At 61.0% G+C, this 26,156-nt stretch carries 23 protein-coding genes; 10 read left to right on the top strand and 13 right to left on the bottom strand.

All coding sequences use genetic code 11. The annotated features are described in order from the left end of the window. Window positions 1-51 precede the first annotated feature (51 nt). Both C2E19_RS26390 and C2E19_RS26385 read left to right on the top strand, forming a co-directional pair. Entirely contained in the window at window positions 52-1,161 is a 1,110-nt protein-coding gene (locus C2E19_RS26390; protein WP_129395720.1) for a DUF3182 family protein, read from the top strand. Then, window positions 1,151-1,906 carry a S9 family peptidase gene (locus tag C2E19_RS26385; protein WP_129395719.1) on the top strand — a complete coding sequence of 252 codons (756 nt, stop codon included), beginning with the start codon at window positions 1,151-1,153 and terminating at the stop codon, window positions 1,904-1,906. Before C2E19_RS26390 ends, C2E19_RS26385 begins: the two co-directional genes overlap by 11 nt. A 76-nt stretch (window positions 1,907-1,982) precedes the next feature. On the opposite strand, the gene C2E19_RS26380 is transcribed toward C2E19_RS26385, so the two are convergent. From C2E19_RS26380 to C2E19_RS26365, 4 genes are read right to left on the bottom strand one after another with little or no spacing between them, the layout of a single operon-like run. Continuing rightward, window positions 1,983-2,972, bottom strand: a complete 990-nt coding sequence (locus C2E19_RS26380) for a lysylphosphatidylglycerol synthase domain-containing protein (protein ID WP_129395718.1) — start codon at window positions 2,970-2,972, stop codon at window positions 1,983-1,985. Beyond that, window positions 2,969-4,243, bottom strand: coding sequence for a cardiolipin synthase ClsB (gene clsB / locus C2E19_RS26375; RefSeq protein ID WP_129395717.1), 1,275 nt, complete (start codon window positions 4,241-4,243; stop codon window positions 2,969-2,971). Before clsB ends, C2E19_RS26380 begins: the two co-directional genes overlap by 4 nt. Continuing rightward, the gene (locus tag C2E19_RS26370) at window positions 4,240-5,037 is read right to left on the bottom strand and encodes an endonuclease/exonuclease/phosphatase family protein (RefSeq protein ID WP_129395716.1); all 798 of its coding nucleotides are present in this window, start codon (window positions 5,035-5,037) and stop codon (window positions 4,240-4,242) included. The genes clsB and C2E19_RS26370 overlap by 4 nt, the downstream gene beginning before the upstream one ends. After that, window positions 5,034-5,960, bottom strand: coding sequence for a DUF72 domain-containing protein (locus C2E19_RS26365; RefSeq protein WP_129395715.1), 927 nt, complete (start codon window positions 5,958-5,960; stop codon window positions 5,034-5,036). Before C2E19_RS26365 ends, C2E19_RS26370 begins: the two co-directional genes overlap by 4 nt. 363 nt (window positions 5,961-6,323) lie before the next feature. Between C2E19_RS26365 and C2E19_RS26355 the strand changes: the two genes are divergently transcribed. Further along, window positions 6,324-8,420, top strand: a complete 2,097-nt coding sequence (locus tag C2E19_RS26355) for a mechanosensitive ion channel family protein (protein WP_129395714.1) — start codon at window positions 6,324-6,326, stop codon at window positions 8,418-8,420. A 116-nt stretch (window positions 8,421-8,536) separates the two neighbouring features. Here C2E19_RS26355 and C2E19_RS26350 read toward each other — a convergent pair whose 3' ends face one another. Then, window positions 8,537-12,823 carry a DEAD/DEAH box helicase gene (locus C2E19_RS26350; protein WP_129395713.1) on the bottom strand — a complete coding sequence of 1,429 codons (4,287 nt, stop codon included), beginning with the start codon at window positions 12,821-12,823 and terminating at the stop codon, window positions 8,537-8,539. A gap of 306 nt (window positions 12,824-13,129) precedes the next feature. On the opposite strand from C2E19_RS26350, the gene C2E19_RS26345 reads away from it, so the two are divergent. Together C2E19_RS26345 and C2E19_RS26340 are read left to right on the top strand one after the other, a co-directional pair. Continuing rightward, on the top strand, window positions 13,130-14,014 hold the full coding sequence (locus tag C2E19_RS26345; RefSeq protein WP_129395712.1) for a sugar nucleotide-binding protein: 885 nt from the start codon (window positions 13,130-13,132) through the stop codon (window positions 14,012-14,014). Further along, the gene (locus C2E19_RS26340; protein ID WP_129395711.1) at window positions 14,007-14,939 is read left to right on the top strand and encodes an NAD-dependent epimerase/dehydratase family protein; all 933 of its coding nucleotides are present in this window, start codon (window positions 14,007-14,009) and stop codon (window positions 14,937-14,939) included. The genes C2E19_RS26345 and C2E19_RS26340 overlap by 8 nt, the downstream gene beginning before the upstream one ends. 365 nt (window positions 14,940-15,304) lie before the next feature. Here C2E19_RS26340 and C2E19_RS26335 read toward each other — a convergent pair whose 3' ends face one another. The 5 genes from C2E19_RS26335 to C2E19_RS26305 form a co-directional block, all read right to left on the bottom strand. Further along, window positions 15,305-16,003, bottom strand: coding sequence for an OmpW family protein (locus C2E19_RS26335; RefSeq protein WP_008081866.1), 699 nt, complete (start codon window positions 16,001-16,003; stop codon window positions 15,305-15,307). Between the two features lie 477 nt (window positions 16,004-16,480). After that, window positions 16,481-16,999: a DUF3299 domain-containing protein gene (locus C2E19_RS26325; RefSeq protein ID WP_129395710.1), complete on the bottom strand. Its 519-nt coding sequence runs from the start codon at window positions 16,997-16,999 to the stop codon at window positions 16,481-16,483. A gap of 11 nt (window positions 17,000-17,010) precedes the next feature. Further along, complete coding sequence (locus tag C2E19_RS26320; RefSeq protein ID WP_129395709.1) at window positions 17,011-18,276, bottom strand: ABC transporter permease; 1,266 nt, start codon at window positions 18,274-18,276, stop codon at window positions 17,011-17,013. A gap of 1 nt (window position 18,277) precedes the next feature. Then, on the bottom strand, window positions 18,278-18,988 hold the full coding sequence (locus C2E19_RS26315) for an ABC transporter ATP-binding protein (RefSeq protein WP_129395708.1): 711 nt from the start codon (window positions 18,986-18,988) through the stop codon (window positions 18,278-18,280). A 136-nt stretch (window positions 18,989-19,124) separates the two neighbouring features. Next, window positions 19,125-19,718 carry a DUF2796 domain-containing protein gene (locus C2E19_RS26305; protein ID WP_129395707.1) on the bottom strand — a complete coding sequence of 198 codons (594 nt, stop codon included), beginning with the start codon at window positions 19,716-19,718 and terminating at the stop codon, window positions 19,125-19,127. A 135-nt stretch (window positions 19,719-19,853) separates the two neighbouring features. Here C2E19_RS26305 and C2E19_RS26300 point away from each other — a divergent pair, with 135 nt between their 5' ends. Beyond that, the gene (locus tag C2E19_RS26300) at window positions 19,854-20,213 is read left to right on the top strand and encodes a hypothetical protein (RefSeq protein ID WP_129395706.1); all 360 of its coding nucleotides are present in this window, start codon (window positions 19,854-19,856) and stop codon (window positions 20,211-20,213) included. An 88-nt stretch (window positions 20,214-20,301) separates the two neighbouring features. Here the strand turns inward: C2E19_RS26300 and trxA are convergent, their stop codons facing one another. The 3 genes from trxA to C2E19_RS26285 all read right to left on the bottom strand — a co-directional run bounded on the left by trxA (window position 20,302) and on the right by C2E19_RS26285 (window position 22,451). Further along, complete coding sequence (gene trxA / locus C2E19_RS26295) at window positions 20,302-21,174, bottom strand: thioredoxin (RefSeq protein ID WP_129395705.1); 873 nt, start codon at window positions 21,172-21,174, stop codon at window positions 20,302-20,304. Window positions 21,175-21,336: 162 nt separating this feature from the next. Continuing rightward, a complete protein-coding gene (locus C2E19_RS26290; RefSeq protein WP_129395704.1) occupies window positions 21,337-21,990 on the bottom strand; it encodes a methyltransferase in 654 nt (217 codons plus the stop codon). Then, window positions 21,987-22,451 (bottom strand): YbaY family lipoprotein, encoded by a 465-nt coding sequence (locus C2E19_RS26285; RefSeq protein ID WP_103303777.1) that lies wholly within the window; start codon window positions 22,449-22,451, stop codon window positions 21,987-21,989. Before C2E19_RS26285 ends, C2E19_RS26290 begins: the two co-directional genes overlap by 4 nt. Window positions 22,452-22,579: 128 nt before the next feature. Here C2E19_RS26285 and nrdR point away from each other — a divergent pair, with 128 nt between their 5' ends. Genes nrdR through ribBA form a run of 4 tightly spaced genes read left to right on the top strand, consistent with a single transcriptional unit; the run spans window position 22,580 to window position 26,010 of the window. Next, window positions 22,580-23,044, top strand: coding sequence for a transcriptional regulator NrdR (nrdR, locus tag C2E19_RS26280; RefSeq protein WP_007910946.1), 465 nt, complete (start codon window positions 22,580-22,582; stop codon window positions 23,042-23,044). Next, on the top strand, window positions 23,041-24,174 hold the full coding sequence (gene ribD, locus C2E19_RS26275) for a bifunctional diaminohydroxyphosphoribosylaminopyrimidine deaminase/5-amino-6-(5-phosphoribosylamino)uracil reductase RibD (protein ID WP_129395703.1): 1,134 nt from the start codon (window positions 23,041-23,043) through the stop codon (window positions 24,172-24,174). Before nrdR ends, ribD begins: the two co-directional genes overlap by 4 nt. A gap of 47 nt (window positions 24,175-24,221) precedes the next feature. Further along, window positions 24,222-24,887, top strand: coding sequence for a riboflavin synthase (locus tag C2E19_RS26270; protein ID WP_102354582.1), 666 nt, complete (start codon window positions 24,222-24,224; stop codon window positions 24,885-24,887). A 31-nt stretch (window positions 24,888-24,918) separates the two neighbouring features. Next, complete coding sequence (ribBA, locus tag C2E19_RS26265; protein ID WP_129395702.1) at window positions 24,919-26,010, top strand: bifunctional 3,4-dihydroxy-2-butanone-4-phosphate synthase/GTP cyclohydrolase II; 1,092 nt, start codon at window positions 24,919-24,921, stop codon at window positions 26,008-26,010. Window positions 26,011-26,156 lie beyond the last annotated feature (146 nt).

Genomic DNA, 26,156 nt, shown 5'->3' with positions numbered 1-26,156 from the left:
ATCTCTGCACCCTTCACCGCTACAGTCATCGAACCGATGGAAGGGGGACGCATGACCCCGACACCCCGCAGGAAAACCGTTGTCGCCCATTCGGTACGCGCCGACGCGCCGCAACATGAAGTGCAGACCAACAAAGCTCTGGCCCGCTGGCTGGCGCAGATTCTCGGGTTGAAGTTCGGTGGCAGCTACAACCCGGAAAAACACCGCGGTCGTGATCTGTATCTGTTGCCGACGCAAACCATCGTCGGCGCCGGGCAGGCGCAGGCGCTGGGGATCAACGGTCCGGATGATCTATGGGGCGGGTTTGTCGAACACGATTTCATCTGCACCAAAGCCATCAGCCACGGCCTGCGCAGTCATCTCGCGCATGCGCCGCAAGGCTGGTCGCCGCTGTTCAGCGAACGCACGCGTAACGTGGTACTCGATGGTTTGAGTGTGTTTGCCCTCGAAGATGCGCGGGCCGCCGCCGAACACTTGTTGTACAGCGGGCCGATCCGCCTGAAGCCGATCCACGCCTGTGCCGGTCGCGGTCAGGAGGTGATCAAGAGTCTGGACGCCTTCGATGAAATGCTCGCCCGCGCCGACGTTGCCAAACAGTTCAGCGAAGGTGTGGTGCTGGAGCAGGACTTGCGCGACGTCATCACCCACAGCGTCGGCCAGTCATTCATCGGCGACAAAGTGCTGAGCTACTGCGGTGATCAATACTTGACCAAAGACGCTCACGACGAAGATGTCTACGGCGGTTCGAACCTGCTGGTGGTGCAGGGCGGATACGAAGAACTGCTGGCACTGGAGTTGCCCGATGATGTGCGTCTGGCCATCGAGCAGGCGCAGATTTTCGACAGCGCCGCCGACGAAGCCTACCCACGTTTCTACGCCTCGCGGCGCAACTACGACATCGCCCAAGGCCTGGACGGCAACGGCAAGACACGCAGCGGCGTGCTCGAACAATCCTGGCGCATGGGCGGTGCCAGCAGCGCCGAAGTCGCGGCGCTGCAAAGTTTCGTCAACGATCCGGGAATGCGCGCGATCCGCGTGTCTTCGGTGGAAACCTACATCGATCAGCCGTTGCCGGCGGATGCCATCGAGGTGTATCGCGGCCCGGCTGAAAACAGCGAGTTTCTTCTCAAATACGTAACGGTCAAATCCTATGACGGCTAGAAGCGAAAGCATTCAAATCGACATTGATGATGAACAGATGAGCGGGACTTTTCTCAGTCCCAAATCGAAAGTCCCGGGGGTGTTGTTTGTCCACGGTTGGGGCGGTAGCCAAGAGCGCGATCTTGAGCGCGCGAAAGGCATCGCCGGTCTCGGTTGTGTGTGTCTGACATTCGACTTGCGCGGGCACACTGGCGACACCGGGATACCACTGACCCGAGTTACCCGCGAAGACAATCTGCGCGATTTGCTCGCGGCCTATGATCGATTGCTGGCGCATCCGGCGCTCGATACCTCGGCCATTGCCGTGGTGGGCACCAGTTATGGCGGCTATCTCGCCTCCATCCTCACGTCACTGCGCCCGGTGCGCTGGCTGGCGCTGCGCGTGCCGGCACTGTATCGCGACGAGCAATGGCACACTCCGAAGCGTGATCTGGACAAGGCGGATTTGCGTGATTATCGCAGCACGCTGGTGCGCGCTGACACTAATCGGGCATTGCACGCGTGTTCGCAATTCACTGGCGATGTATTGCTGGTGGAGTCGGAAACCGATGATTACGTCCCGCATGCAGCGATCATGAGTTACCGCGCGGCGTGTCAGCAGACGCACTCACTGACGCACCGGATTATCGATGGCGCAGACCATGCGTTGAGCGAACCGGTGTCGCAGCAGGCGTATACCTCGATATTGGTGGACTGGATTACCGAGATGGTCGTTGGCGAACGGTTGAGCATTATTCAATCCTGAAAGCAAAAGATCGCAGCCTGCGGCAGCTCCTACAGAGATTTCTGTAGGAGCTGCCGCAGGCTGCGATCTTTTGCTCTTAATGCCTCGGCGTCTTTTCGATCCGCAACGCCTTGGCTTTTGCCTCCACCACCAGATACATCACCAGCGTAATCAACAACGGCAACAGAAAATAAATCGCCCGATACGCCAGCAATCCCGCCACCAGACTCCCACGCGAAGCCTCGTGCTGCAGCAGCGCGACAAACACTGCCTCCAACACCCCAAGCCCCGCCGGAATATGCGTGATGACCCCGGCAATCGCACTGATCAACAACACCCCCAGCACCAACGGATAGTCGAGCTTGCTCGGCAACAAAGTGAAAATCACCGCTGCCATCAACGACCAGTTCAACGCCCCAAGGAGTAATTGCAGGACCGCCATGCGCAGCGACGGCAGATTGATTTCCACCCCGCGAATCGACCATTCGCGGCGCTTGGAAAACTGACACGCCAGCAGATACCCGGCGCTGATCAGCAGCAGCAAAACACCAATACCTTGCAGCGCGTCGCTGCTGACTTTCCAACCCGGCGGCATGCTCACCAGGCCACTGCTGAACACCACGCCGGCAATGGTCATGTAGCCAAACCAGTTGGTCGCCAGGCTCAGGCCAAGAATCTTGGCAATATTCCCCTTGCTCACGCCCAGTCGCGAATACAGCCGATAACGCATGGCGATGCCGCCGACCCAGGCACTGAGATTGAGGTTGAACGCGTAGCTGATGATCCCCACCGGCAGGATCTGTTTCCAGGTCAGATCCTGACGAATATAGGTGCGGCCGATCAGGTCGAAACTGGCGTATACGAGAAAACTCAGCAGCGTCAGGCTGGCGGCAATGATCAGCGTGCGCACCTTGAAGTCGGCGAGGGTTTGCAGCACTTCGGCCCATTCAATGCGCGTGGCGAACAACGTCAGCAAGACAATCAGCGCGAGGAAAAACAGCAGCGTCAGCGGACGTTTCCAGCGACTCCATTTCGAGTGAGTCGCTGGCGCGGCATGAGCATTCGGATGCACCTCGGAATGGCTCATGAGCGGTTACCTCGAAACGGCTTGAGCCGCGGTTTGTGCGCAGGCAACCAACCGGCCATCGCCGGGAAATGCCGCAGAAAGTGGAACACCAGAAAACCAATGGTCATGTGCCATATGCGTCCGCGCGGAGACTTGCTGGCGTCCATGGCTTTGCAATGGTTCTGGCTGAGGTCTTCGAGGCGCTCGAACAAGTGCTGATTGAACGCGCGATCACGGATCAGCACGTTGGCTTCCAGATTCAGTGACAGGCTCAGCGGGTCGAGATTACTCGAACCGACAGTGCTCCATTCGTCATCGACCAGCGCCACTTTGCCGTGCAGCGGGCGCTGGCAATATTCGTGAATCTGCACCCCGGCCTTGAGCAAATAATCGTAGGTCATGCGTGCGGTGAGCTTGGCCACCAGCATGTCCGGCTGGCCTTGCAGGATCAGTCGGACATCGACGCCTCGGCGCGCGGCATTGCGCATTTCGCGCAGCAGACGATAACCGGGAAAGAAATACGCATTGGCGATAACCACCCGGCGTTTGGCACGGCGCAATACCTGCAAATAAACGTCTTCAATATCGGTGTGGTGCTGATCGTTGTCGCGGAACACCAGGCGCACCTGGCCATCGTGGTCGTCGAAAGCCATCTCGGCGCGACGCTGGCGCCGGCGTTGCCACCAGAACCGCGCGCGGCCTGGCCTGCCACTTTGCAGCAGGGCAAAATGGTGGATGTCGGCGACCGCCGGACCTTGTACTTCCACCGAATAGTCCTGCTTGGCCTCGGGGCCGAAATCGGCGAGGTGATCACCGGAAAAGTTGATTCCGCCGATGAATGCAATCAGGCCGTCGACCACGACGATCTTGCGGTGCAGGCGGCGAAACCAATTGGTGCGAATGCCCAAGTGCTTGGGCGCCGGGTCGAAGATCTGCAAATGCACCCCGGCCTCGCTCAGCGCGGTGAGATAGGCGGTGCTCAACTCACCGCAGCCGAAGCCGTCGAGGCTGACGGTGGTGCGCACGCCGCGCTGCGCCGCATCAATCAGAATCTCCTGCAGTTCGGCGCCGACCTTGTCTTCGAAGACGATGAATGTCTCCAGGAGGATTTCACTTTTCGCCGCGCGCATCGCCGCGAATACGCGAGGGAAATACTCCTCGCCGTTTTCCAGCAATTGCACATGGTTGCCGCCCTGCCAGCGGTACTCGACGTCGACCTGGCCGGGCTCGCGTATCGGCGGGTTGATGCTGATGGGTTCCACGGCGGATTTCTCCAGCGGCGCGCTGTTCATAGTTCGATCTCCACCGATAACGGTGCGTGGTCGGAAAGGTGTGACCAAGGGCGGTTGGCGAGGACTTTCGGCTGGCTGGCCTTGAGGTTGCGCACGTAGATGCGATCGAGCCGCAGGGTCGGCAGGCGTGCGGGGAAACTGCGCGCCGGTTTGCCGTGGTGCTCGGCGAACACTTCACGCAGGCCGCAAGGTTTGAGCAGTGCATCGGCACGCTGGCGCCAGTCATTGAAGTCGCCGGCGACGATCACCGGTGCGTCGTCGGGCAATTCGGCAAGGCGTTCGCCGAGCAGTTTCAACTGTGCGTTGCGATGACTTTCGCGCAGGCCCAGATGCACGCAGATCGCATGGATTTCGGCGCCGTCGCCGGGCAGGCGCAGCACGCAATGCAGCAAGCCACGGTTCTCGTGGCCGCTGATCGACACGTCGAGGTTGTCGTGGCGGATGATCTGGAATTTCGACAGCAACGCATTGCCGTGATCGCCGTCCGGGTACACCGCGTTGCGCCCATAGGCGAACTGCGGCCAGAGACTGTCGGCGAGGAATTCGTACTGCGGCATCGTCGGCCAATTGCTGTAGCGCTTGTGATGATGCTCGTGGGTGCCGTGGACTTCCTGCAGGAACACCACGTCGGCGGCCACGCTGCGCACGGCTTCGCGCAATTCCGGGAGGATGAAACGTCGGTTGAGTGCGGTGAAACCCTTGTGGGTATTGACCGTCAACACGGTGAACGTGCGTACCGAAGGCGCGACGACCGAACCTTCATCGGTGAAGCCGACCGGTTCTGGAATACTCATGCCAGCACTCCTTCGCCAGCGGGTTCGCCGGGGGTGGTGGCGAGGTCTTTATCCAGTTCGAAACGCTGCAACAGATCGCGTGCGTCATAGGGCGCGCGGACTTTGATGTCGTTATCGAAATAGCAGAACACTTCGCGGGATTTGCGTGCGCGTGGCTTCAGGCGTGGCGCGATCAGATGGGCATCTTTAGGTTGCTCGCCGTGATGCCAGGCGTCGATGCGCTCGGCCCAACGCTTGAGCGCTGGCGCGGTGTAGCCGCTGGCGTAGAGCTCTTCGGCACCGTGCAGGCGCAGGTAGACAAAGTCGCTGGTGAGGTCTTCGCGGTACGGCCATTTACCGCCGGTGTCGGCGATCACCAGCGCGGTGTTGTGGCGTTTCAACAGGCGCACGAAGTCGGGATCAATGAAGCTGTCGTTGCGAATTTCCACGGCGTGGCGCAACGGTTTTTTGCCGTAAGCCTTCATGCTCGCATGGCCGTGCAGGTGGGCATCGTGCTGGTGGGCGAGGGCGGCTGCGGCTTCGGTGTTGTGGGGCAGTTGGGCGAGGAAGTGTTCGAAGCGTTCGGGTTCGAATTTGAAGTTCGGCGGAAATTGCCAAAGGATCGGCCCGAGTTTTTCCTTCAGTTCCAGCACCCCGGAGGCGAAGAAGTTCGCCAGCGGTTTTTCGATCTCGCGCAAGCGGCGGATGTGGGTGATGAAACGTGGCGCCTTGACGCTGAAGACGAAGTCGTCGGGCGTTTCGGCATACCACTGAGCATAACGCTCAGGGCGTTGCAGGGCGTAGAACGATCCATTGATTTCGATGCTGTTGACCGCCCGCGACGCGAATTGCAGTTCGCGCTTTTGCCCCAGTCCCTTAGGGTAGAAGTCCCCGCGCCACGGTGCGTAGCGCCAGCCGGAAATACCGATGTGAATCGTCGCCATGCCACCCTCCCTTCGAAAGCCCTCGTGTTGCCACTGTCTTTTGATGACTGCGGGCGGTTCGGGAAAGTTTCGATGGCGTTACCGACGGTACATTTTGATGAACACCACAAATCCCAATGTGGGAGCGGGCTTGCTCGCGAAGGCAGTGGGTCAGCCCAAGGATATGCTGAATGACACCGCGCCTTCGCGAGCAAGCCCGCTCCCACAGGGATTTGTAATCCACCATGAGATTTGCGCTGGCTCTGTGGCCCGACTGCGCGAAGTTCCTCCTGTCGGGGAGAGGGCTGGGGTGAGGGGGCTCTTGAACTTGCCGCCCAATTATCGATCAGTTCCTTACAGGTTCAGCCACGGGAGATCGGAGTTTTGATCAAGTTCAGGATCGCCATTCTGCTGGGAGCATTGCTGTTTCTCGGTGCCAGTGAAATCGACGCCGCCGCGCTGCCGGGCGTTCCGGCCGCCGCTGAAAAAGCCGCCGAACCCGAGCCGCTGGTGCAGGGCGGTCTGCTTGGTGCGATCAGTTCGAGCATCGACGACGTACAGGACAAACTCGACATCAACGAACATCTGGTCGACGCCTGGCGCCTGCGTGCCGACCGTGCGGCCGATGAAGTCGACAAACTGGTCAACCAACCCTCGAACCGCTCGGGCTGGAGCGTCGCCGGGGATTTCCTTACGCTCTCAGGCACCTGGCTCGGCAGTTTTGCGCTGCTCACCGTACTCGGCAGTTTGTTGGCCAACCGTATGCGTGGAGGTCGCTGGTTACGCACCCGCCAACGCAGTCAGGATCTGATGGGTTATTTGCTGCCCTACACGCTGCCAGCACTGATCTGCCTGCCATTGACGCTCTACGTCAGCCATTTTCTGCAAGCATCGGTGGGGCGCGCGCTGGCGCTGTGTCTGGCCTACGCCACCAGCAGTGGCATCTTCTCCACCTCGATATTTTTATGTGTGGTGGTGATGTTCAATACCGGGCACAAACGTCCGGCGGCGAAGATCATTCGTGATTACTGTCCAAAACCCTTGTTCCTGATCGGCTTCCTCGCCGCCCTCAGCGATGCGCTGACCAGCCCGCAGATCGCCCGGCAACTGGGCGGCAATATCACCAGCAGCGTTGCGGTATTTACCGGCCTGATCGCCTCGGTGATTTTCGGATTATTGGTGATTAGACTGCGCCGTCCGGTGGCGCATCTGATCCGCAATCGCTCGCTGAGCCAACGCCTGAAACAACCTTCGTTGCAGGAGTCGCTGCGGATTTTTTCCGGGCTGTGGTACTGGCCGATTGTGTTGATGGTGCTGGTCTCAGTGGTGAGTTTGATCGGTATCGGCGAGGACAATCAAAAGGCCCTGCGCTGCGCGTTGTTCACCACCGTATTACTGATCGGCACGGTGTTTCTCAGCACGATCCTGCAGCACCTGTTCAAGTCGCGAAAAGCCGGAGCGATCCAGCGCAGCAGCGCTTACAAGGAGCGCTTTCTCAGCCTGTTGCATGCCTTGCTGCGGATCGTCATCGCGATTGCCTTCATCGATATCCTCGGGCGGATCTGGGGCGTGTCGCTGCTCGATTTCGCTCAGAGCAGCACAGTCGGGCGCGCGATCAGTGACGCGTTGAGCCGCATCGGCCTGATCTTTCTGGTTACGTGGCTGCTGTGGGTGGTGCTCGACACGGCGATTCAGGAAGCCCTGAAACCACCGGTCAGCAAACGCGCGGCACGCCAGCCGAGCACGCGGGTGAAAACCATCCTGCCGCTGCTGCGCAACGCGATAAAAATCATCCTCGTGGTGATCTGCGCAATCACCACCATGGCCAACCTGGGAATCAATGTCGCGCCGTTGCTGGCCGGTGCCGGGGTGGTCGGCCTGGCCATCGGTTTCGGTTCGCAGCAACTGGTGCAGGACGTGATCACCGGGCTGTTCATCATCATCGAAGATACCCTGTCGATTGGCGATTGGGTGGTGCTCGATTCCGGGCATGCCGGTACGGTTGAGGGACTGACCATTCGCACGTTGCGGTTGCGTGACGGTAAAGGCTTTGTGCACTCGGTGCCGTTCGGCCAGATCAAGGCGGTGACCAACCAATCGCGGCAATTCGCCTATGCGTTTTTCTCGGTGCAATTCACCTATGACACGGATGTCGATAAAGCCATAGAGCTGATCCGTGAAACCGGCGATTCGATCCGCGAAGACCCGTTCCTCAAGTACAACCTGCAGGGGCCGCTGGATGTATTTGGCGTGGACAGGATGGATTTGAATGGCGTGGTGCTGACGGCGCAGTTCAGGACGGTGTCGGGTGGGCAATATGCGGTGAGCCGGGCGTTCAATCAGCGTTTGAAGAAGCTTGTGGATAACACCGAGACGGTGCATTTCGCGCAGACTTATCCACAGCAGGTTTTATTGCCGAAGCGGCAGGTGCACGAGGGAGAGGTGGTTGCGACCGAGGTGCCGCAGGAGTCGCGGACTTAACCCGTTGATTTTAGCTGTGAGTGCTGGCCCTTTCGCGAGCAAGCCCGCTCCCACAGGGGGAATGCGGCCAACCTGTGGGAGCGGGCTTGCTCGCGAAGAGGCCGGTGAGGTCAGCTTCAATGCCGGATCAGTTTGACGCGCACCTGCTCCATGGCAATCTGATCCAGCTCCAGCCAAAACTGCTGCTTGCCGGCAATCTCCGCCGCCGCCGGCAACCCATCCCGATACACCAAACGATTACTCACCAGCGCCGGCACTTTCACCCCCGGCAACAACGTCCCGGCCAGGTTCAGCGGATCAACCCCGCACACCGCCACTAGACTGCCGTCATGCGGCCGCCGACGGACTTCGCGCAGCAACGGAATCGCCTCCGGCAGGGCGAACTGTTCACCGGCCAAACCACTGACAAACCGTCCACCACGAATCTCGCCGCGTGCTTCCAGTCGATGAAAGGTGCGCAGCAATTCCCGCCAACTCGGCAACCAATCCGCCTCACGCTCCAGCAAGCGCCAGAACACCACGCCGTAACGGCGCAACAAGGTCATCGCGACGTGCTCCAGCGTCTCGCTGTTATCCACAGCTGCCCCACGCCGCAGCAACGCCCAACGCCCGGCATCGTCCATCCCGCCGACAAACGCCCCGCGTCCGCGCCGACTGCTGCGCTGTTGGCGCTTGCTAGCCGGGGTGATCAACGCGCGCAGGCCGGCGAAGCTGTCAGCGTTCACCAGTCCGGCGCCGACCAGTTCCTGCAAGGCGATTTCCAGTTCGGTGCGCAGCAGATGCGCTTCATGAATCAGCTCATCGAAAAACAGCGCGCCGTGCTGACTCAAGGCTTCAAAGACCTTCTGGGTTTTCGGCGACAGCTCGCTCACGGGTGTCTGTTCGGCCAACGCGCTCCATAAGCCAACCTGACTGCGCGGCAGCAACACAATCGGCGTACTGCGCAACGCCGTGCCGCTGACTTTTTGCCGGGCACTCAAGCGTGTCCATACCAGTTTGCCGTTGCGGCACAGATCATCCAGCCAGCTCGGCGAATAGTCTTTCAGGCGCGCCGGAAGGATGTCGCTGTCCCACGCGGAAGCCGCCGCCGCGTAGCCTTCGAACTGGCCGACAATCGACGGCAACACTGCGCTGCCCTGACCGCGAGTCGACGGCGAAAGATGCTGCCAGTCAAACAGAAAACGCATGAAATCCTGCAACGCCACCGGTTCGATTTCCCGGCGCAGGCGCTTGACTGTGTAGCGATGAATGCGTGCGAGCAGATGCCGTTCGCACCATTCCTCGAGGTGCAGTTTCGGCGTGAATTGGCCGCGCAGGACATAACCTTCGCGCTCCAGTTGGGTGAGGGCCTGGTTGACTTGACCAGGCGGCAGCGCAAGCGGTTCGGCAATGGCAGGTAACGGCAGTGGGCCGAACGCACCGAGGCGCGCGCGGATCACTTCGACCAATGCCTCATCGAACGTCCAGGCTTCATCGAATCCCGGCAACGCCTCCAGCTCGGGTTGCAATTTGGCCTGTGGATAAAGTGCTTGCAGACACGTCAGGCGTTCGCGGGCCAGCCATAAACAATGCTCGGGGTCAATTTGCAAACGGCAGGCGCGGCCACTTTTGGCCAAGGTTTCCAGCCATTCGCGCCAGCCTTCGTTCGCTTGCACCTCATCCCCACTGATACACGCCAGGCTCATCAGCGCCTCATGCATTTCATCCACAGCGTTCGGCGTCGGCCAGGCTTCTTCGCGCACGGCAGCAATCGCGTCGGCATCCAAAGCACCGAGATCATCAGTCGATTGCGGATCGCTCCAGCGCCGGTTGATCACCGCTTGCGTGCGACGTTCTTCCAGCGGCGCATCGTCGAGAAAGGTGTACGGCCGCGCACTGAGAATTTCTGCCGCGAGCGGTGAGGGCGCTGGCAGGTCGCGACTGATCAAGCGCACTTCGCCACGCTCCATGCGTCGCAGCAGATTGAGCCAGCCTTCGCTGTCCATCGCCTCATGCAGGCAATCGTCCAGCGTCTGCTCGATCAGCGGATGTTCGGGAATTTCCCGTTCGCCGGCGAGGTTTTCCAGGCAGGCAATCTGATCGGGAAACACGCTGGCAATCAGGTCTTCGCTTTTCATCCGCTGCAACTGCGGCGCCACTTTGCGCCCGCCGGTAAAGCGTGGCAACGCCAGCGCCACCCCGGCATTCCAGCGCCAGCGCACGCCGAACAGCGGCGCGTCGAGCACCGCTTGAATAAGGATGTGCTCGGCACTGTTGCTGTGCAGGTAGCGCCAGATCTCATCCAGCTCAAAGCTGTGGCTGGTGGACAGCGACAGCACGATCGCATCTTCGCTGGCGGCCGCCTGCAATTCAAAGTTGAAGGTGCGGCAGAAACGCTTGCGCAGGGCCAGGCCCCAAGCGCGGTTTATACGGCTGCCGAACGGTGAGTGGATGATCAGTTGGGTGCCGCCGGACTCGTCGAAAAACCGCTCCATGAGCAGCGTGTCTTGCGAGGGCAGGGCGCCGAGGGTCTGGCGGGCGCGGGCGAGGTATTCGACCAGTTGTTCGGTGCTGGCGAGGTCGAGGCCGAGGGTCTGCGTCAGCCAGTCGAGCGCCGGTTGCAGATCGCCGGGGCTGGCGCCAAGCAACGCGTCGAGCTGCGCTTGCAGGCGCGCCACGGCGAACGACAGTTCATCGCTGCGCCCCGGCGCTTCGCCGAGCCAGAACGGTATGGTCGGTGGCTGACCGTGGGCATCCTCGACGCGCACCTTGCCGGTTTCCACACGGAGGATGCGGTAGGAGGTATTGCCGAGCTGGAACACATCGCCGGCAATGCTTTCCACCGCGAAGTCTTCGTTGACGCTGCCGATGTTCAAGCCTTGCGGCTCAAGCATCACGCTGTAATCGGCGTTGTCGGGGATGGTGCCGCCGCTGGTCACGGCAGCGAGTTTCGCACCACGGCGGCCACGCAAGGTGCGGCTGACGGCGTCGCGGTGCAGGTAGGCGCTGCGGATGCCCTGACGACCGTTGTAGCCTTCGGCGAGCATGCTCAGCAGGGCCTGATAGTGTTTTTCGTCGAGGTCGCGATACGGCGAAGCTTTGCGGAACATCGCCAGCAAGGCGTCTTCCGGCCATTCCTGGCAGCTGACTTCGGCGATGATTTGCTGCGCCAACACATCCAGCGGCGCTTCGGGAATGTGCAGCGTGTCGAGTTCGCCACGGCGCACGCAGTCGAGCAGGGCGGCGCATTCAATCAAGTCATCGCGGGTGGTGGCGAACAAACGACCCTTGGGCGTGCCGCCCACCTGGTGTCCGGAACGGCCGACGCGTTGTAGAAACCCGGCGATTGAACGCGGCGAGGCGATCTGACAGACCAGATCGACTTCACCGATATCGATGCCAAGCTCCAACGACGCGGTGGCGATCAACACTTGTAACTCACCACGCTTGAGGCGTTGTTCGGCGTCGAGGCGAAACTCCTTGGCCAGACTGCCGTGATGCGCCGCCACCGCGTGCTTGCCGAGGCGCTCGCTGAGGTGCCGGCTCAGGCGTTCGGCCAGACGCCGGGTGTTGACGAAAATCAGTGTGGTGCGGTGCTCGCGGGCCAGTTCGGCGAGGCGGTCGTAAACCAGTTCCCAGACATCGTTGGCCATGACGGCCGACAACGGCACGGGCGGGACTTCGATGCCGAGATCCCGTGGCCGGGCGTGACCGATGTCGATGATTTCGCAGGGGCGATCATGGCCGACGAGGAATTTCGCCACGGCTTCGACCGGTTTTTGTGTGGCGGAGAGGCCGATGCGGGTCAGCGGTTCGGCGCACAGCGCTTGCAGGCGCTCAAGGCTCAAAGCCAAGTGGCTGCCGCGTTTGCCGGCGGCCATGGCGTGGATTTCATCGATGATCACCGTGCGCGTGGTGCCGAGCATTTTTCGCCCGGATTCCGAGCCGAGCAGCACGTAAAGCGATTCCGGCGTGGTCACCAGAATGTGCGGCGCGGTCTTGCGCATGGCGGCGCGTTCTTTCTGCGGGGTGTCGCCGGTGCGCACGGCGGTAGTAATTTCCAGCTCGGGCAAGTTCATTTGCCGCAGCTGTTCGGTGATCCCGGACAATGGATTTTGCAGGTTGATGCGAATGTCGTTGGACAGCGCTTTCAACGGCGAAACGTAGACCACCAGGGTTTCGTCGGGCAGGCCGTCGGGGTTTTCCAGGCCACGGTGGACGAGATCGTCGAGCACGGCGAGGAACGCGGTCAGGGTTTTGCCCGAGCCGGTGGGCGCCGCGATCAGTGTCGAGCGGCGCTGGCGGATCAACGGCCATGCACGGGCCTGGGCGGCGGTGACCGTCGGGAAGGTCTTGCGGAACCAGGCGCTCACGGCGGGGTGAAAGCCTGCCAAGGCGCTGTCGGCGGGGAGGGGCAGATTCATGGCTTAAGTTATGCGGTCGCTGGGGGGAAGATGCAAGTACCGCTGGGATCTTCAGCGTCTGGCAGGGCCCTTCGCAAGCAGGCTCGCTCCCACAGTGGATTTATGTGCACCGCTCATCCCTTGTGGGAGCGAGCCTGCTCGCGAAGGGGCCAGATGCCACAGCACAAATCCTTGGGATGAACACTTTACGGATGACGGTTGCGCACTAAACCCGCAAAATGCAACGATTCCGGCAATTATCGGCGACGGATCCACAAGATCCGTCGCAAAAGCCATCGTTCCAATCAGACTGGGCCTGCTGACTCTATGCGAATGCGCCTTATGTTACTGGGCGGCGGAAATGCCCTTGGGCAGGCGCTGATTCGCCTCGGTGCGGAGGAAGACATCGGTTTCCTCGCCCCCCGCCCGCCCGAAAACGGCTGGGATGCCGCGAGCCTGACCCAATTGCTCGACGACACCCGTCCCGACGCGTTGATCAACCTCGCCTACTATTTCGACTGGTTCCAGGCCGAGGCCGTCAGCGAAACCCGGATGGCCGGGCAAGAGCGTGCGATCGAGCGCCTGGCCGAACTGTGCCAGCACCACAACATCGTCCTCGTGCAGCCCTCCAGTTATCGGGTGTTCGACGGCTCGCGTGCCACCGCTTACAGCGAAAAAGACGAGCCAGTGCCGTTGGGCCTGCGCGGTCAGGCGTTGTGGCGCATCGAGCAGAGCGTTCGCGCCACCTGTCCGCAGCATGTGTTGCTGCGTTTTGGCTGGCTGCTCGATGACAGCCCGGACGGCACCCTCGGGCGTTTCCTCGCCCGCGCCGAGCAACCGGAAGAACTACTCCTGGCCGATGATCGCCGCGGCAATCCGACCCCGGTCGACGACGCTGCGCGGGTGATCATCTCGGTGCTCAAGCAACTCGATTGCGCCGCGCCGCTGTGGGGCACTTACCACTACGCCGGCCACGAGGCGACCACACCGCTGGCGCTGGGTCAGGCGATTCTGACCGAAGCGCGCAGCCTGCACGCTCTGGCCATCGAAGCGCCGACCGCGCAAGCCCACGCCGCGCGTCCGGACGCAGCCGAAGAGCCGCAACACGCGGTGCTCGCCTGCAAGAAAATTCTGCACACTTTCGGGATCAAGCCGCGCGCCTGGCGTGCCGCGCTCCCGGCTTTACTGGATAGGTTTTATCGTCATGGCTGAAGGCCCTGTTTTAATCACCGGCGGCGCCGGTTTCATCGGCTCGCACCTGACCGATGCCTTGCTCGCCAAGGGCCATTCGGTGCGCATTCTCGATGATCTGTCGACCGGCAAACGCGCCAATCTGCCGCTGGACAATCCCAAGGTCGAACTGATTGTTGGCGATGTCGCCGATGCGGCACTGGTCGCTCAGGCGATGCAAGGTTGCAGTGCGGTGGCTCACCTGGCTGCCGTGGCTTCGGTGCAGGCCTCGGTGGATGATCCGGTGAAGACTCACCAGAGCAATTTCATCGGTACGCTGAATGTTTGCGAAGCCATGCGTCAGGCCGGGGTCAAACGTGTGCTGTTCGCCTCCAGCGCGGCGGTGTACGGCAACAATGGCGAGGGCGAGTCGATTGACGAAGACACGCCGAAAGCGCCGCTGACACCGTACGCCTCGGACAAACTGGCGGGTGAACATTACTTCGATTTCTATCGCCGCCAGCACGGTCTGGAGCCGGCGATCTTCCGTTTCTTCAACATCTTCGGGCCACGCCAGGATCCGTCCTCGCCGTACTCCGGTGTGATCAGCATCTTCAGCGAACGCGCACAGAAAGGTTTGCCGATCACCGTGTTTGGCGACGGCGAGCAGACGCGCGATTTCCTCTACGTCGAGGATTTGGTCGATGTGCTGGTGCAGGCGATTGAAAAGCCGCACGTCGAAGAGGGCGCAGTCAATGTCGGCTGGAATCAGTCGATGAACCTCAAGCAGATGCTCGCGGCGTTGCAGACGGTGGTGGGTGAGTTGCCAGCGGTCAGCTACGGCGCCGCGCGTTCCGGTGATATCCGTCATTCGCGGGCCAACAACGCTCGTTTGCTGGAGCGTTTCAAGCTGCCACAGCAGACGCCGATGAGCGTGGGTCTGGCGCGGTTGTTGGGGCGTTCCTGAAAAGCCCCCTCACCCTAACCCTCTCCCGGGGGAGAGGGGACTGACCGAGGTGTTCTTTCGAGTTACACCGACGTGAGATACCGAGTCGAACTCGGATTTGAAAAGCACACAAATCGGCTCCCTTTCCCCCTCTCCCTGAGGGAGAGGGCTGGGGTGAGGGGGATATCCAACTCACGCCAAACATTTGTGGCAGACATGAAAAAGGCGCCCTTTGACAGGCGCCTTTTTCACGGCCGGAATTTATCGCGATCCCTGTGGCGAGGGGAGGTTATCCCCCGATCAACTGCGTACGGTCGCCGTCAGTTCTATGCCTGCCCACCACCAAGCCTCATCCACCACCACGTGAACGTTCGGTAAAAATCAGCTTAGAACTTGTAGCCCAGACCCACCATGTACACAAACGGATCGACATCCACATTCACTTTGGCCCGAGTGCCCGGTGCCACTGCGTTGTTCTCCACAGTCGCGCGGGTATCGATGTCGATATAGCGCACCTGGGCGTTGAGCATGATGTTGTCGGTCAGCATGTAATCGGCGCCGACCTGCCAGGCCAGACCCCAGGAGTTTTTCGCCTTGAAGTTGCTGAAGCCGTTGGATTGCGCTTCGCTGCCGACGTGTTCGTCGTAGATCCAGGTGTAGTTGATACCGCCGCCGACGTACGGCTGGAAGGCCGACTTCGAATCCAGCGGGTAGTAGACGACGCTGAGGGTCGGCGGCAAGTGCTTCAGGGTGCCGAGCTTGCCGTTGGCCGCTGGCAAGGCGGTGCCCTTGAGCTTCACGTCGTGTTCGAACGGCGAGGCCGCCAGCAACTCGATACCGATGTTGTTGGTGACCATGTAGGCGAAGTTGAGACCCAGTTGGGTGTCGCTGCTCATGGTCGCCTTGCCGCCCAGATTGGTGCCGCTCAGCGGACCCTGATCGACCTTGACGCTGGAGCTGTCGGCCTTCGGGTTGACGGTGATCGCACCGGCGCGAACGATGATGTCACCGGCATCGTGGGCATGGGCGAGCGGGGCTGCGAGCGCGAGGGCAAACAACGAAGCGCTGAGCAAGGACTTGTTCATGGGGGCTCCAAAAGGACGTTAAAAATTTCTGATGTCCTATGGTACGAAGCCAACTGATACGGTCTTTTGACTCAGCTCAATGAAACAGTGACGTCCCCGGGTTTTGCGGAACCTTTGCCGGCCCCTTCGCGAGCAAGCCCGCTCCCACAGGGGAAACGCATTCCAAATGTGGGAGCAGGCTTGCTCGCGAAAGGGCCCTTGCAAACAGCAAAAAATTACCGGGTTTTACTCCGGCAGCTCATACACATAAATCTTGTCGGCATCCATCTCCCACAGGGGAAACGCATTCCAAATGTGGGAGCAGGCTTGCTCGCGAAAGGGCCCTTGCAAACAGCAAAAAATTACCGCGATTTACTCCGGCAGCTCATACACATAAATCTTGTCGGCATCCATCTCCCACAGGGGAAACGCATTCCAAATGTGGGAGCGGGCTTGCTCGCGAAAGGGCCCTTGCAAACAGCAAAAAATTACCGCGATTTACTCCGGCAGCTCATACACATAAATCTTGTCGGCATCCATCTGATACCCGGCATCCGCCAGCTCACTGCTCGACGCCTTGACCTGCAACGGCCCCTCGACCCAGTACGGCTGATACAACTCATCAAGCTTCACGCCCAGCTCGCTTTTCACATGCACGATCTGGTTCGACGGCGGTGGCGGCACATGGATGCAAGCGCCGAAATACGGCACCAGCAGGAAGTCGGTGGTGCGCCCCTCTTCATTCACTTCCAGCGGCACGATGTAGCCCGGCAAGCGAATGTTCTGCCCGTCGAGCGCTTGCACCACTGGCGCATTCGGCAGGTCCTGCTTCGCCGCTGGCGCCGACTCGGCAGACAGCGCATCGCTCATCTTCGACATGTCATGCAGCGGGGTCATGTTCGGCACTTCCGGCGCAGCATCCGGCGGGATCATCTCCGACCACGTCAGATCTTTCGGCGCCGCTGCCCACACGGGCAGGGCGACCAGCAACAGCAGCGCAAGCAAGGCGCGGGGCATGGTGAACATCCTCATAAACGGATCGACAGGCCATCGGCCAGGGATTGGCGATACGCCCGCCAGGCCGGCACGCTGCCCATCAGCAGCGCTGCTGCCAGAATGCCACCGAGCAGCGTCCATTCATACTCGCTCGGCCAAGCCAGCGGCAGGAACAAACCGTAATTGGCCTGCACGTAACTCTGCGCGGCAGCGATGCCGATGTACAACAACGCAACGCCGGCGATCACCCCGGTCAGCGCCAAAGCAAAGGCTTCCAGCACCAGCAGACTCGCGATGTGCCAAGGACGCGCACCAACCGAACGCAGAATCGCCATCTCGCGACGACGTTCGTTGAGGCTGGTGAGAATCGCCGTGAGCATGCCGATCAACCCGGTCAGCACCACGAACAGTGAAACCACGAACAACGCTTTTTCCGCGGTGCTCATCAAACTCCACAACTCCTGCAACGCTACGCCCGGCAGAATCGCCAGCATCGGTTCACCACGGAATTCGTTGATCTCGCGTTGCAGCGCAAAGGTGGAAATCTTGCTGTTGAGGCCGAGCATGAACGCGGTGATCGCTTGCGGCGTCAGGTCCATGTTGCGCGCCTGATCAGCGCTGATCCGCCCATTGCCTCGGGCCGGCACGCCGTTGTGCCAGTCGATGTGAATTGCTTCCATGCCACCGAGACTGATGTGCAACGTGCGATCGACCGGAGTGCCGGTGCGCTTGAGAATGCCGACCACGGTGAACGGTTTGTCGTCGTGCTTGACCAGACTGATCGCCGCCACACCGTGGGCCAGCACCAGTTGGTCGCCGAGCTTGTAATGCAGCGCATCGGCCACCTCAGCGCCGAGCACCACTTCAAACGGATCGGTGGCAAACGCGCGACCATCGGCCAGTTGCAGATGCTGCTGGCGCCCGTATTGGTAATGTTCGAAATAGGCTTGCGTGGTGCCCATCACCCGGTAACCGCGATGGGAATCGCCGAGGGACATCGGGATCGCCCACTTCACTTTCGGATTGTTGGCGAAGTGCTCGAAGCTGTCCCAGCGAATGTTGTTGGTGGCGTTACCGATGCGGAACACCGAGTACAGCAGCAGATTGACCGAGCCGGAACGGGCGCCGACGATCAGGTCGGTGCCGCTGATGGTGCTGGCGAAGCTGGCTTTGGCTTCGGTGCGCACCCGTTCAACGGCGAGCAACAAGCACACCGACAGGGCGATGGCGAAAGCGGTCAGCAGTGCGGTAAAGCGGCGGTTGGCCAGGCTGGCCATGGCCAGACGAAACAGATACATCTCAGACCTCGGCAGACGTAGCGGCGCGATTGAGTTCGGCCAGGGACAGATGACGGTCAAACAGCGGCGCCAGACTCTGGTCGTGGCTGACGAACAGCAGACTGGAGCCGGCCTCGCGGCATTCGGCGAACAGCAGGCGAATGAAGTTTTCCCGGGCGTCGTAATCCAGTGCCGAAGTGGGTTCGTCAGCGATCACCAACTCTGGCTGACCGATCAACGCGCGCGCGGCGGCGACCCGTTGCTGCTGACCAATCGACAGCGAATCGGCGCGACGACTGAGGATGCTTTCATCCTTCAAACCCAAGTGTGCGAGCAGGGTGGCGGCGGCCTGGTCGACACTGCCGTGACGCTGTTTCGCCCGTTGCGCGCGCAGCTTGGAAAAGTGACACGGCAGCTCGACGTTCTCGCGCACCGAGAGAAACGGCAGCAGGTTGAACTGCTGGAAAATGTAGCCGGTGTGATCGACGCGAAAGGTGTCGCGGGCGCCGGCGGAGAGTTCGGTCAGCTCCTGGCCCAGCAGACGAATGCTGCCGCGACCGGGTTTCTGCACACCGCCGAGCAGGCCGAGCAGGGTGGTCTTGCCGCTGCCGCTGGGGCCTTTGAGGAACAGGGTTTCGCCGGCTTCCAGACGAAACGTCGGGATGTCCAGCAGCGGCGGGTGACCGGGCCAGTTGAAGCCCAGGTCGGACAGTTCGATGAGTGCTTGGGTCATGACACCAGTTTCATGAGTTTTCATAGCCCCTGTAGGAGCTGCCGCAGGCTGCGATCTTTTGATCTTTTTTGAAAGCAAGATCAAAAGATCGCAGCCTGCGGCAGCTACTACATTGGATTACGGTGTTTCGGTGTGATCAGAATTTCAGCGAGGCAGCCTTGGCCGTCACTTCGGTGCCTTGCTGGCCGTTCGCGCTGATCAGTTGTACCTGAATTTTCTGCGTCGCCGGGAAGGTATTGAAGATGTTCGCCAGATCCAGGGTCTTCAGTGCACCCGGTGTGGCGCAGGTGAATTGATAGTGCGCGTGGATTTCGCTGTGGTCGTGGTGATGCTCGTGACCATCCTTGTCCGCTTCATCGTCGTCGTGATCCTCGGCGTCCGGCTTGTCGCCGAACAGCGGGCTTTGCAGTTCCTGGCTTGCGACTTTGCAACCGGCGGCCGCTGGCAGGCTGAACAGGGCCAGCGGGTTTTCCAGTTGCGCACGAGCGGCGGCGACCTTGGCCTTGTCGGCATCGCTGGTGGCGAGGTGTTCGAAGCCGACCAGGTTCATCGCCGGGCTTTCCAGCTCCAGCTCCAGGGTCTGGCCATCCAGCGCCGCATTCAGGCGACCGACGCCGTGTTCATGCGCGCCGAGGCTGCCGTGTTCATGGTCGTGATCGTGCTCATCGGCAGCGTGGGCGATGGCCAGCGGCAACAGGGCAAACGGCAAAGCGAGCAGCAGACGACGCATGGTGGTCTCCGGGAAGTAAAGTGAAGAGTTTGTTATGTAATCTTATAACGAAAGTCCGCAGAGTTTGCCCGTGCGCTTGGCGTTGCACAAGTCCCGTGGGAGCATGCAGGTCAGAAATGTGCAGGAGCGAACGCAATGTTGCGGATACGTGGAACCGTCGGCGACGTGCCGGTGGATTTGACTGTTGAACTGGATGACAGTGATTGGGCCAGGCTCGGTTCGGCGCTGAATACGCAGGCGCCAATCGGCCAGCCCGAAGCAGCGGCGTCGGCGCCAGCGGCGAAACCGTTGAATCAGGACGATGCGCTGTGGCAGGTGGCCAAGGATCTGTTGCGCAAGGCCGGGCAGCTCAGCGGGCCGGATCTGCTGGAACAACTTGAAGGATTGACCGGCAGTGCGGCGGCGGGCAAGCGCTTGCTGGTGCGTTTGCGCCATAGCTCGGAGGTGAAAGTGGTGAGCGGCGGGGATACGCCGCTCTACAGCTGGATCGAGTGAACCGCGAAAGATCGCAGCCTGCGGCAGCTCCTACAAGGGTGCATACGATCCCCATGTAGGAGCTGCCGCAGGCTGCGATCTGTTGATCTTAATAAAGCGCAGCAAACATCTTGCGGCGGTACACCGTCACCAGCGGATGATCGTTGCCCAACAACTCAAACACCTGCAGCAAGGTCTTGTGCGGCAAGCCCTCGGCATAACCGCGATTGCGGATAAACAGCTTGAGCAATGCCTCCAGCGCCGCCTCGTACTGCTGGCGAGCGAGCTGCTGGATCGCCAGTTGATACACCGCCTCATCGTCCTGCGGATCTTTTGCCAGGCGCGCTTTCAAGTCAGCCGCATCCGGCAGATCACGCGCCAGACCGAGGAATTTGATCTGCGCCTTGGCCCCGGCCAGCGCAGCCTTGTGCTCGTCGCTCTTGACCGCATCGAGCACCGTTTGCGCTTCGTCCAGCTCGCCACGCTCGGTCAGGCAGCGGGCATAAAGGATCAGCGCCTTGGCGTTGGTGTTGTCTTCATTGAGCATCACCACCAGCGCTGCTTCGGCATCGGCGTAACGCCCGTCATCGAACAAGGCCTGAGCCTGCTCGAACGGATCGGCCGCAGCCGGCGGCGGCATTTGCACGTGCGGTTCGAGCAGCGCACGGACGGCGGATTCCGGTTGCGCACCGGCAAAGCCATCGACCGGTTGGCCGTCCTTAAACAGCACCACGGTCGGCAGGCTGCGAATGCCGAAACGGGCGACGATGTCCTGCTCGATGTCACAGTTGACCTTGGCCAGCAGCAGCTCGCCTTGATAGCTCTCGGCAATGGTTTGCAGCATCGGCATCAACGCCTTGCACGGCGCACACCATTCGGCCCAGAAATCCACCAGCACCGGTTTGCTGAAAGAAGCCTCGATCACCGACTGGTCGAAATCGGCAGTCGTGGCGTCGAAGATGTACGGCGTTTGCTCACTCATGGGGGATCTCGTCAAAGCGTGGATGGGGCAACTATACGGCTTGGCGGGGGGTGGCCGGAAGGCAGAGATGTGTTGTCTGGCAGGACGCCTTCGCGAGCAAGCCCGCTCCCACATTTGGAATGCGTTCCCCTGTGGGAGCGAGCCTGCTCGCGAAGCTCTTAACTAACGCCGCGCATGGTAAAGGCTGACATGCCGAAATTCCTCAGGCTCCGCCAGATCCGGCAAGGTCATCGCCTCAAGCATTTCAATGCGCTGATACAACGGATGCCGAAAATCCCGAACCCGCGAATCCGCCACCAACGCCTCGCGGCCACGGCTTAAAAACGCATCGAGCAACGGCAGGTTCGCCCGGTCGTACAACACGTCCGCCACCAGAATCAGATCGAACCGATCGGCCTCGGCAAAGAAATCCGTCGAGTAGTTCATCTGCACATCATTCAGCTCGGCATTCGCCCGGCACGCGGCAATCGCCAGCGGATCAAGATCGCACGCCACCACCTCCAGCGCCCCGGCTTTCATCGCCGCGATCCCGGCAATCCCGGAACCGGCACCGAAATCCAGCACGCGCTTGCCGCGCACCCACTCGGGGAACTCCGCCAGATAGCGGGCCACCGCCAGACCACTGGCCCAGCAGAAACCCCAATAGGGTGGTTCGTGCAGGATTCGCTGAATTTCTTCCTGGCTGAATTCGCGACCCATGTTGTCGCCATCAATCAGCCACAGCTGCAAATCAGTGTCTGGCAACGCACAGACCTTGAGTCTGGCGTCGCCGAGCAATTCACCTAACGCCTGTTGCAGGTCGTGCGGTGCATTCATGGTGCTTTGACAAATTGCAGCTGGCCCAACGCCTGAGTGGTCGGCTGGGTGATGGTTTGCGACGGCAGATGCAGGATCAACTGGCCGGACTGGCTGGCGCGGCCACGCAATTCAACCCGTGCTCCGGCCGGGAAGGCGTCCGGGTTGAAGCGCAGGCGGAACGGCAGGATCTGGTTGTTGCCGATCAGGCTGGAACTGGCGAGCAATTGTTGTGGGCGATCCTTTTCATCGATTACCAGCAACGCCAGTTCAACTTCGGCACCGGCCGGCACGCCTTGCAGGGTGCCGCTCAGTTCGCGCTGATAAGCCGGCAGCGGGCCGAGATCGGCGGCTTCCTTGGCTTTTTTCTGCGCCTGTTGCGGTGCAGGGCCAGGCGTTGGCGGCTGGGGCTTGGGTGCATCGCTGCCACAGGCCACCAGCAGGCTGAAAAGACTGAGCAAAACGAGCGGACGTAACGGCATTGGATGCTCCAGCAAAATGAAATCCATGGATCAAACGATCATGCCGTTCTGTATACCGCAAACCCTATGGCTTGTCTTGCCACCGGGATGCGCTACCATGGCCCTCCCTTTTTTTGTTGCCAGCCACCATGCACTGTCCCTTCTGCGGTGCCAACGACACCAAGGTCATCGACTCGCGTCTGGTCGCCGAGGGCGAACAGGTGCGCCGCCGGCGTGAATGCCTGGCCTGCGGCGAGCGTTTCACGACGTTCGAGACGGCCGAACTGGTGTTGCCGCGCCTGATCAAAACCGACGGCAGCCGCCAACCGTTCGACGAAGAAAAACTCCGCGCCGGCATGCAACGCGCCCTGGAGAAACGTCCGGTGAGCGTCGAGCGCCTCGAATCCTCTCTGGTTCACATCAAGCACAAGCTGCGCGCCACCGGCGAGCGCGAGGTCAAATCCCTCGTGGTCGGCGAACTGGTCATGGCCGAATTGCAGAAGCTTGATGAAGTCGCCTACATCCGCTTCGCTTCGGTGTACAAGCGCTTCCAGGATCTCAATGAATTTCGCGAAGAAATCGACCGCCTCGCCCGCGAACCGGTGAAAGAATGACCACCACCGCCGAGCAGGCCATCCTCGACGCTCATTTCATGGCGCGTGCGCTGGAACTGGCGCGCAAAGGTCACTACACCACGCACCCCAATCCCCGGGTGGGTTGCGTGGTGGTGCGTGCTGGGCAGATTGTCGGCGAAGGCTGGCATGAGCGCGCCGGCGAACCGCACGCCGAAGTCCACGCCCTGCGCGCCGCCGGTGAGCTGGCCCGTGGCGCCACCGCTTACGTGACCCTCGAACCGTGCAGCCACCATGGCCGCACGCCGCCGTGCGCCGATGCGCTGGTGAATGCCGGCGTCAGTCGTGTGGTGGCAGCGATGCGTGATCCGAATCCGCAAGTTGCCGGACGTGGTTTGCAGCGCCTCGCCGATGCCGGCATCGCCACTGAAAGCGGCGTGCTCGAAGCGCAGGCGCGCCAGCTCAATCAAGGTTTTCTGAAACGCATGGAACACGGTTTGCCGTTTGTGCGGGTCAAGTTGGCCATGAGCCTCGACGGTCGTACGGCGATGGAAAACGGCGAGAGCCAATGGATCACCGGCCCGGCCGCACGCTCGGCGGTTCAGCGTTTGCGTGCGCAGGCCAGCGTAGTGCTGACCGGCGCCGACACGGTGCTGGCCGATGGCGCGCGCTTGACTGTGCGTGCTGACGAGTTGGGGCTGGATAGCGAGCAAACCACGCTGGCCATGAGCCGGCCGCCGCTGCGCGTGCTGATCGACGGGCGTCTGCGCGTGCCGCTGGAGGCACCGTTCTTCAAGGCCGGCCCGGCGCTGGTTGCCACGTGTTTGGCGATCGAAGAGCAATACGCCCACGGGCCGGAGTGCCTGATCGTGCCGGGTGATGACGGTCAGGTCGATCTGCGTCAATTGTTGATCGAACTGGCCAATCGCGGCGTCAACGAGGTGCTAGTCGAGGCTGGCCCGCGTCTGGCCGGTGCCTTCGCTCAGCTCGGTCTGGTCGATGAGTTCGTAATCTTCATCGCCGGCAAGTTTCTCGGTTCCACGGCGCGTCCATTGCTGGACTGGCCGCTGGCCCATATGAAGGATGCTCCCGAGCTGAAAATCACTGAAATTCGCGCCATTGGCGATGACTGGCGAGTCACTGCAATCCCTGTCCTTTCGGCGAGCGTATAATTCCCGGCCATCGCGTTAGCGCTGGCCTAGTTCTCAAGGAGAACCCCATGTTTACCGGCATCATCGAATCCATCGGCAGTATCCGCGCACTGACCCCAAAGGGCGGTGATGTGCGGGTACACGTCGCAACCGGCAAGCTCGACCTGAGCGACGTCAAACTCGGCGACAGCATCGCGGTCAACGGCGTCTGCCTGACCGCCGTCGAACTGCCGGGCGACGGTTTCGCGGCTGACGTCAGCCGCGAAACTCTCGACTGCACCGCCATGAACGACCTGAAAAGCGGCAGCCCGGTCAATCTGGAAAAAGCCCTGACCCCGACCACCCGTCTCGGTGGGCATCTGGTCAGCGGCCACGTCGACGGTGTCGGCGAAATCGTTTCGCGCAGCGACAATGCCCGCGCCGTGGAATTTCGCATCCGCGCGCCGAAAGAGCTGGCCAAGTACATCGCCCATAAAGGTTCGATCACTGTCGACGGCACCAGCCTGACCGTGAACGCAGTCGATGGCGCTGAATTCATGCTGACGATCATTCCGCACACCCTGAGCGAAACCATCATGGCGTCGTACACGCCAGGTCGCCGGGTGAACCTGGAAGTCGACTTGCTGGCGCGTTATCTGGAGCGTCTGCTCTTGGGTGACAAGGCTGCAGAGTCGGCGTCCGGCGGCACGATCACCGAAAGCTTTCTGGCCCAAAACGGCTACCTCAAATCCTGAAGCTCTAAATTCGAAAGAAGGGGGGTGCCTTGTGGCGCTCAATAGCATCGAAGAACTGGTTGAAGACATCCGCCAAGGCAAGATGGTCATCCTCATGGATGACGAAGACCGCGAGAACGAAGGCGACCTGATCATGGCCGCCGAATGCTGCAAGGCCGAACACATCAACTTCATGGCCAAGCACGCCCGTGGCCTGATCTGCATGCCGATGAGCCGCGAGCGCTGCGAAACTCTGAAGTTGCCACTGATGGCACCGCGCAACGGTTCCGGCTTCGGCACCAAGTTCACCGTCTCGATCGAAGCTGCCGAAGGCGTGACCACCGGCATCTCCGCCGCTGACCGTGCGCGCACCGTGCAAGCGGCTGCTGCCAAGGATGCCAAGGCTGAAGACATCGTCAGCCCGGGCCATATCTTCCCGCTGATGGCGCAGGCCGGCGGCACCCTTGCTCGCGCGGGCCACACCGAAGCCGCTTGCGATCTCGCGCGCATGGCCGGTTTCGAGCCGAGCGGCGTGATCTGCGAAGTGATGAACGACGACGGCACCATGTCCCGTCGCGCTGAACTCGAAGAGTTCGCTGCTGAACACAACATCAAGATCGGCACCATCGCCGACCTGATTCACTACCGGATGATCCACGAACGTACCGTTCAGCGGATTGCCGAGCAGCCACTGGACAGCGAACTGGGCCAATTCAACCTGGTGACCTATCGTGATTCGGTGGAAGGCGACGTGCACATGGCGCTGACCCTGGGCACTGTTTGCGCCGAAGAGCCAACGCTGGTTCGCGTGCACAACATGGACCCGCTGCGCGACTTGCTGATGGTCAAGCAACCGGGCCGCTGGAGCCTGCGCGCCGCGATGGCTGCGGTTGCCGAGGCCGGCAGCGGCGTGGTGCTGTTGCTTGGTCACCCGCTCGATGGCGACGTGCTGCTGGCGCATATCCGTGAAACCGGCGATCAGCCAGCACCGAAAAAACCGACCACCTACAGCATCGTCGGTGCCGGTTCGCAGATCCTGCGTGACCTCGGTGTACGCAAAATGCGCTTGATGTCTGCACCAATGAAATTTAATGCGATATCCGGTTTCGATCTGGAAGTTGTAGAATACGTGCCCTCCGAATAATGACCGGTCGTTTCCGGCATTGTTGACGTAGATTCATTGTGGCGAGGGAGCTTGCTCCCGCTTGGGTGCGCAGCGCCCACAAAAGGGGCCGCTACGCTGCCCAGCGGGAGCAAGCTCCCTCGCCACAGTTTGTGATCAGGTAGCAA

This window comes from Pseudomonas sp. DTU12.3 (assembly GCF_004124275.1).
Taxonomy (GTDB): Bacteria; Pseudomonadota; Gammaproteobacteria; order Pseudomonadales; family Pseudomonadaceae; genus Aquipseudomonas; species Aquipseudomonas helmanticensis.
Note: the sequence above shows the minus strand (reverse complement) of the source record. Positions and strands in the feature narration are given on the sequence as shown.

Excerpts from the sequence above, each read along its gene's own strand:
- C2E19_RS26390 (WP_129395720.1), top strand. The coding sequence starts at position 52 with ATGACCCCGACACCCCGCAGGAAAACCGTTGTCGCCCATTCGGTACGC.
- C2E19_RS26385 (WP_129395719.1), top strand. The coding sequence starts at position 1,151 with ATGACGGCTAGAAGCGAAAGCATTCAAATCGACATTGATGATGAACAG.
- C2E19_RS26380 (WP_129395718.1), bottom strand. The coding sequence starts at position 2,972 with ATGAGCCATTCCGAGGTGCATCCGAATGCTCATGCCGCGCCAGCGACT.
- clsB (WP_129395717.1), bottom strand. The coding sequence starts at position 4,243 with ATGAACAGCGCGCCGCTGGAGAAATCCGCCGTGGAACCCATCAGCATC.
- C2E19_RS26370 (WP_129395716.1), bottom strand. The coding sequence starts at position 5,037 with ATGAGTATTCCAGAACCGGTCGGCTTCACCGATGAAGGTTCGGTCGTC.
- C2E19_RS26365 (WP_129395715.1), bottom strand. The coding sequence starts at position 5,960 with ATGGCGACGATTCACATCGGTATTTCCGGCTGGCGCTACGCACCGTGG.
- C2E19_RS26350 (WP_129395713.1), bottom strand. The coding sequence starts at position 12,823 with ATGAATCTGCCCCTCCCCGCCGACAGCGCCTTGGCAGGCTTTCACCCC.
- C2E19_RS26345 (WP_129395712.1), top strand. The coding sequence starts at position 13,130 with ATGCGAATGCGCCTTATGTTACTGGGCGGCGGAAATGCCCTTGGGCAG.
- C2E19_RS26340 (WP_129395711.1), top strand. The coding sequence starts at position 14,007 with ATGGCTGAAGGCCCTGTTTTAATCACCGGCGGCGCCGGTTTCATCGGC.
- C2E19_RS26335 (WP_008081866.1), bottom strand. The coding sequence starts at position 16,003 with ATGAACAAGTCCTTGCTCAGCGCTTCGTTGTTTGCCCTCGCGCTCGCA.
- C2E19_RS26325 (WP_129395710.1), bottom strand. The coding sequence starts at position 16,999 with ATGCCCCGCGCCTTGCTTGCGCTGCTGTTGCTGGTCGCCCTGCCCGTG.
- C2E19_RS26320 (WP_129395709.1), bottom strand. The coding sequence starts at position 18,276 with ATGTATCTGTTTCGTCTGGCCATGGCCAGCCTGGCCAACCGCCGCTTT.
- C2E19_RS26315 (WP_129395708.1), bottom strand. The coding sequence starts at position 18,988 with ATGACCCAAGCACTCATCGAACTGTCCGACCTGGGCTTCAACTGGCCC.
- C2E19_RS26305 (WP_129395707.1), bottom strand. The coding sequence starts at position 19,718 with ATGCGTCGTCTGCTGCTCGCTTTGCCGTTTGCCCTGTTGCCGCTGGCC.
- C2E19_RS26300 (WP_129395706.1), top strand. The coding sequence starts at position 19,854 with ATGTTGCGGATACGTGGAACCGTCGGCGACGTGCCGGTGGATTTGACT.
- trxA (WP_129395705.1), bottom strand. The coding sequence starts at position 21,174 with ATGAGTGAGCAAACGCCGTACATCTTCGACGCCACGACTGCCGATTTC.
- C2E19_RS26290 (WP_129395704.1), bottom strand. The coding sequence starts at position 21,990 with ATGAATGCACCGCACGACCTGCAACAGGCGTTAGGTGAATTGCTCGGC.
- C2E19_RS26285 (WP_103303777.1), bottom strand. The coding sequence starts at position 22,451 with ATGCCGTTACGTCCGCTCGTTTTGCTCAGTCTTTTCAGCCTGCTGGTG.
- nrdR (WP_007910946.1), top strand. The coding sequence starts at position 22,580 with ATGCACTGTCCCTTCTGCGGTGCCAACGACACCAAGGTCATCGACTCG.
- ribD (WP_129395703.1), top strand. The coding sequence starts at position 23,041 with ATGACCACCACCGCCGAGCAGGCCATCCTCGACGCTCATTTCATGGCG.
- C2E19_RS26270 (WP_102354582.1), top strand. The coding sequence starts at position 24,222 with ATGTTTACCGGCATCATCGAATCCATCGGCAGTATCCGCGCACTGACC.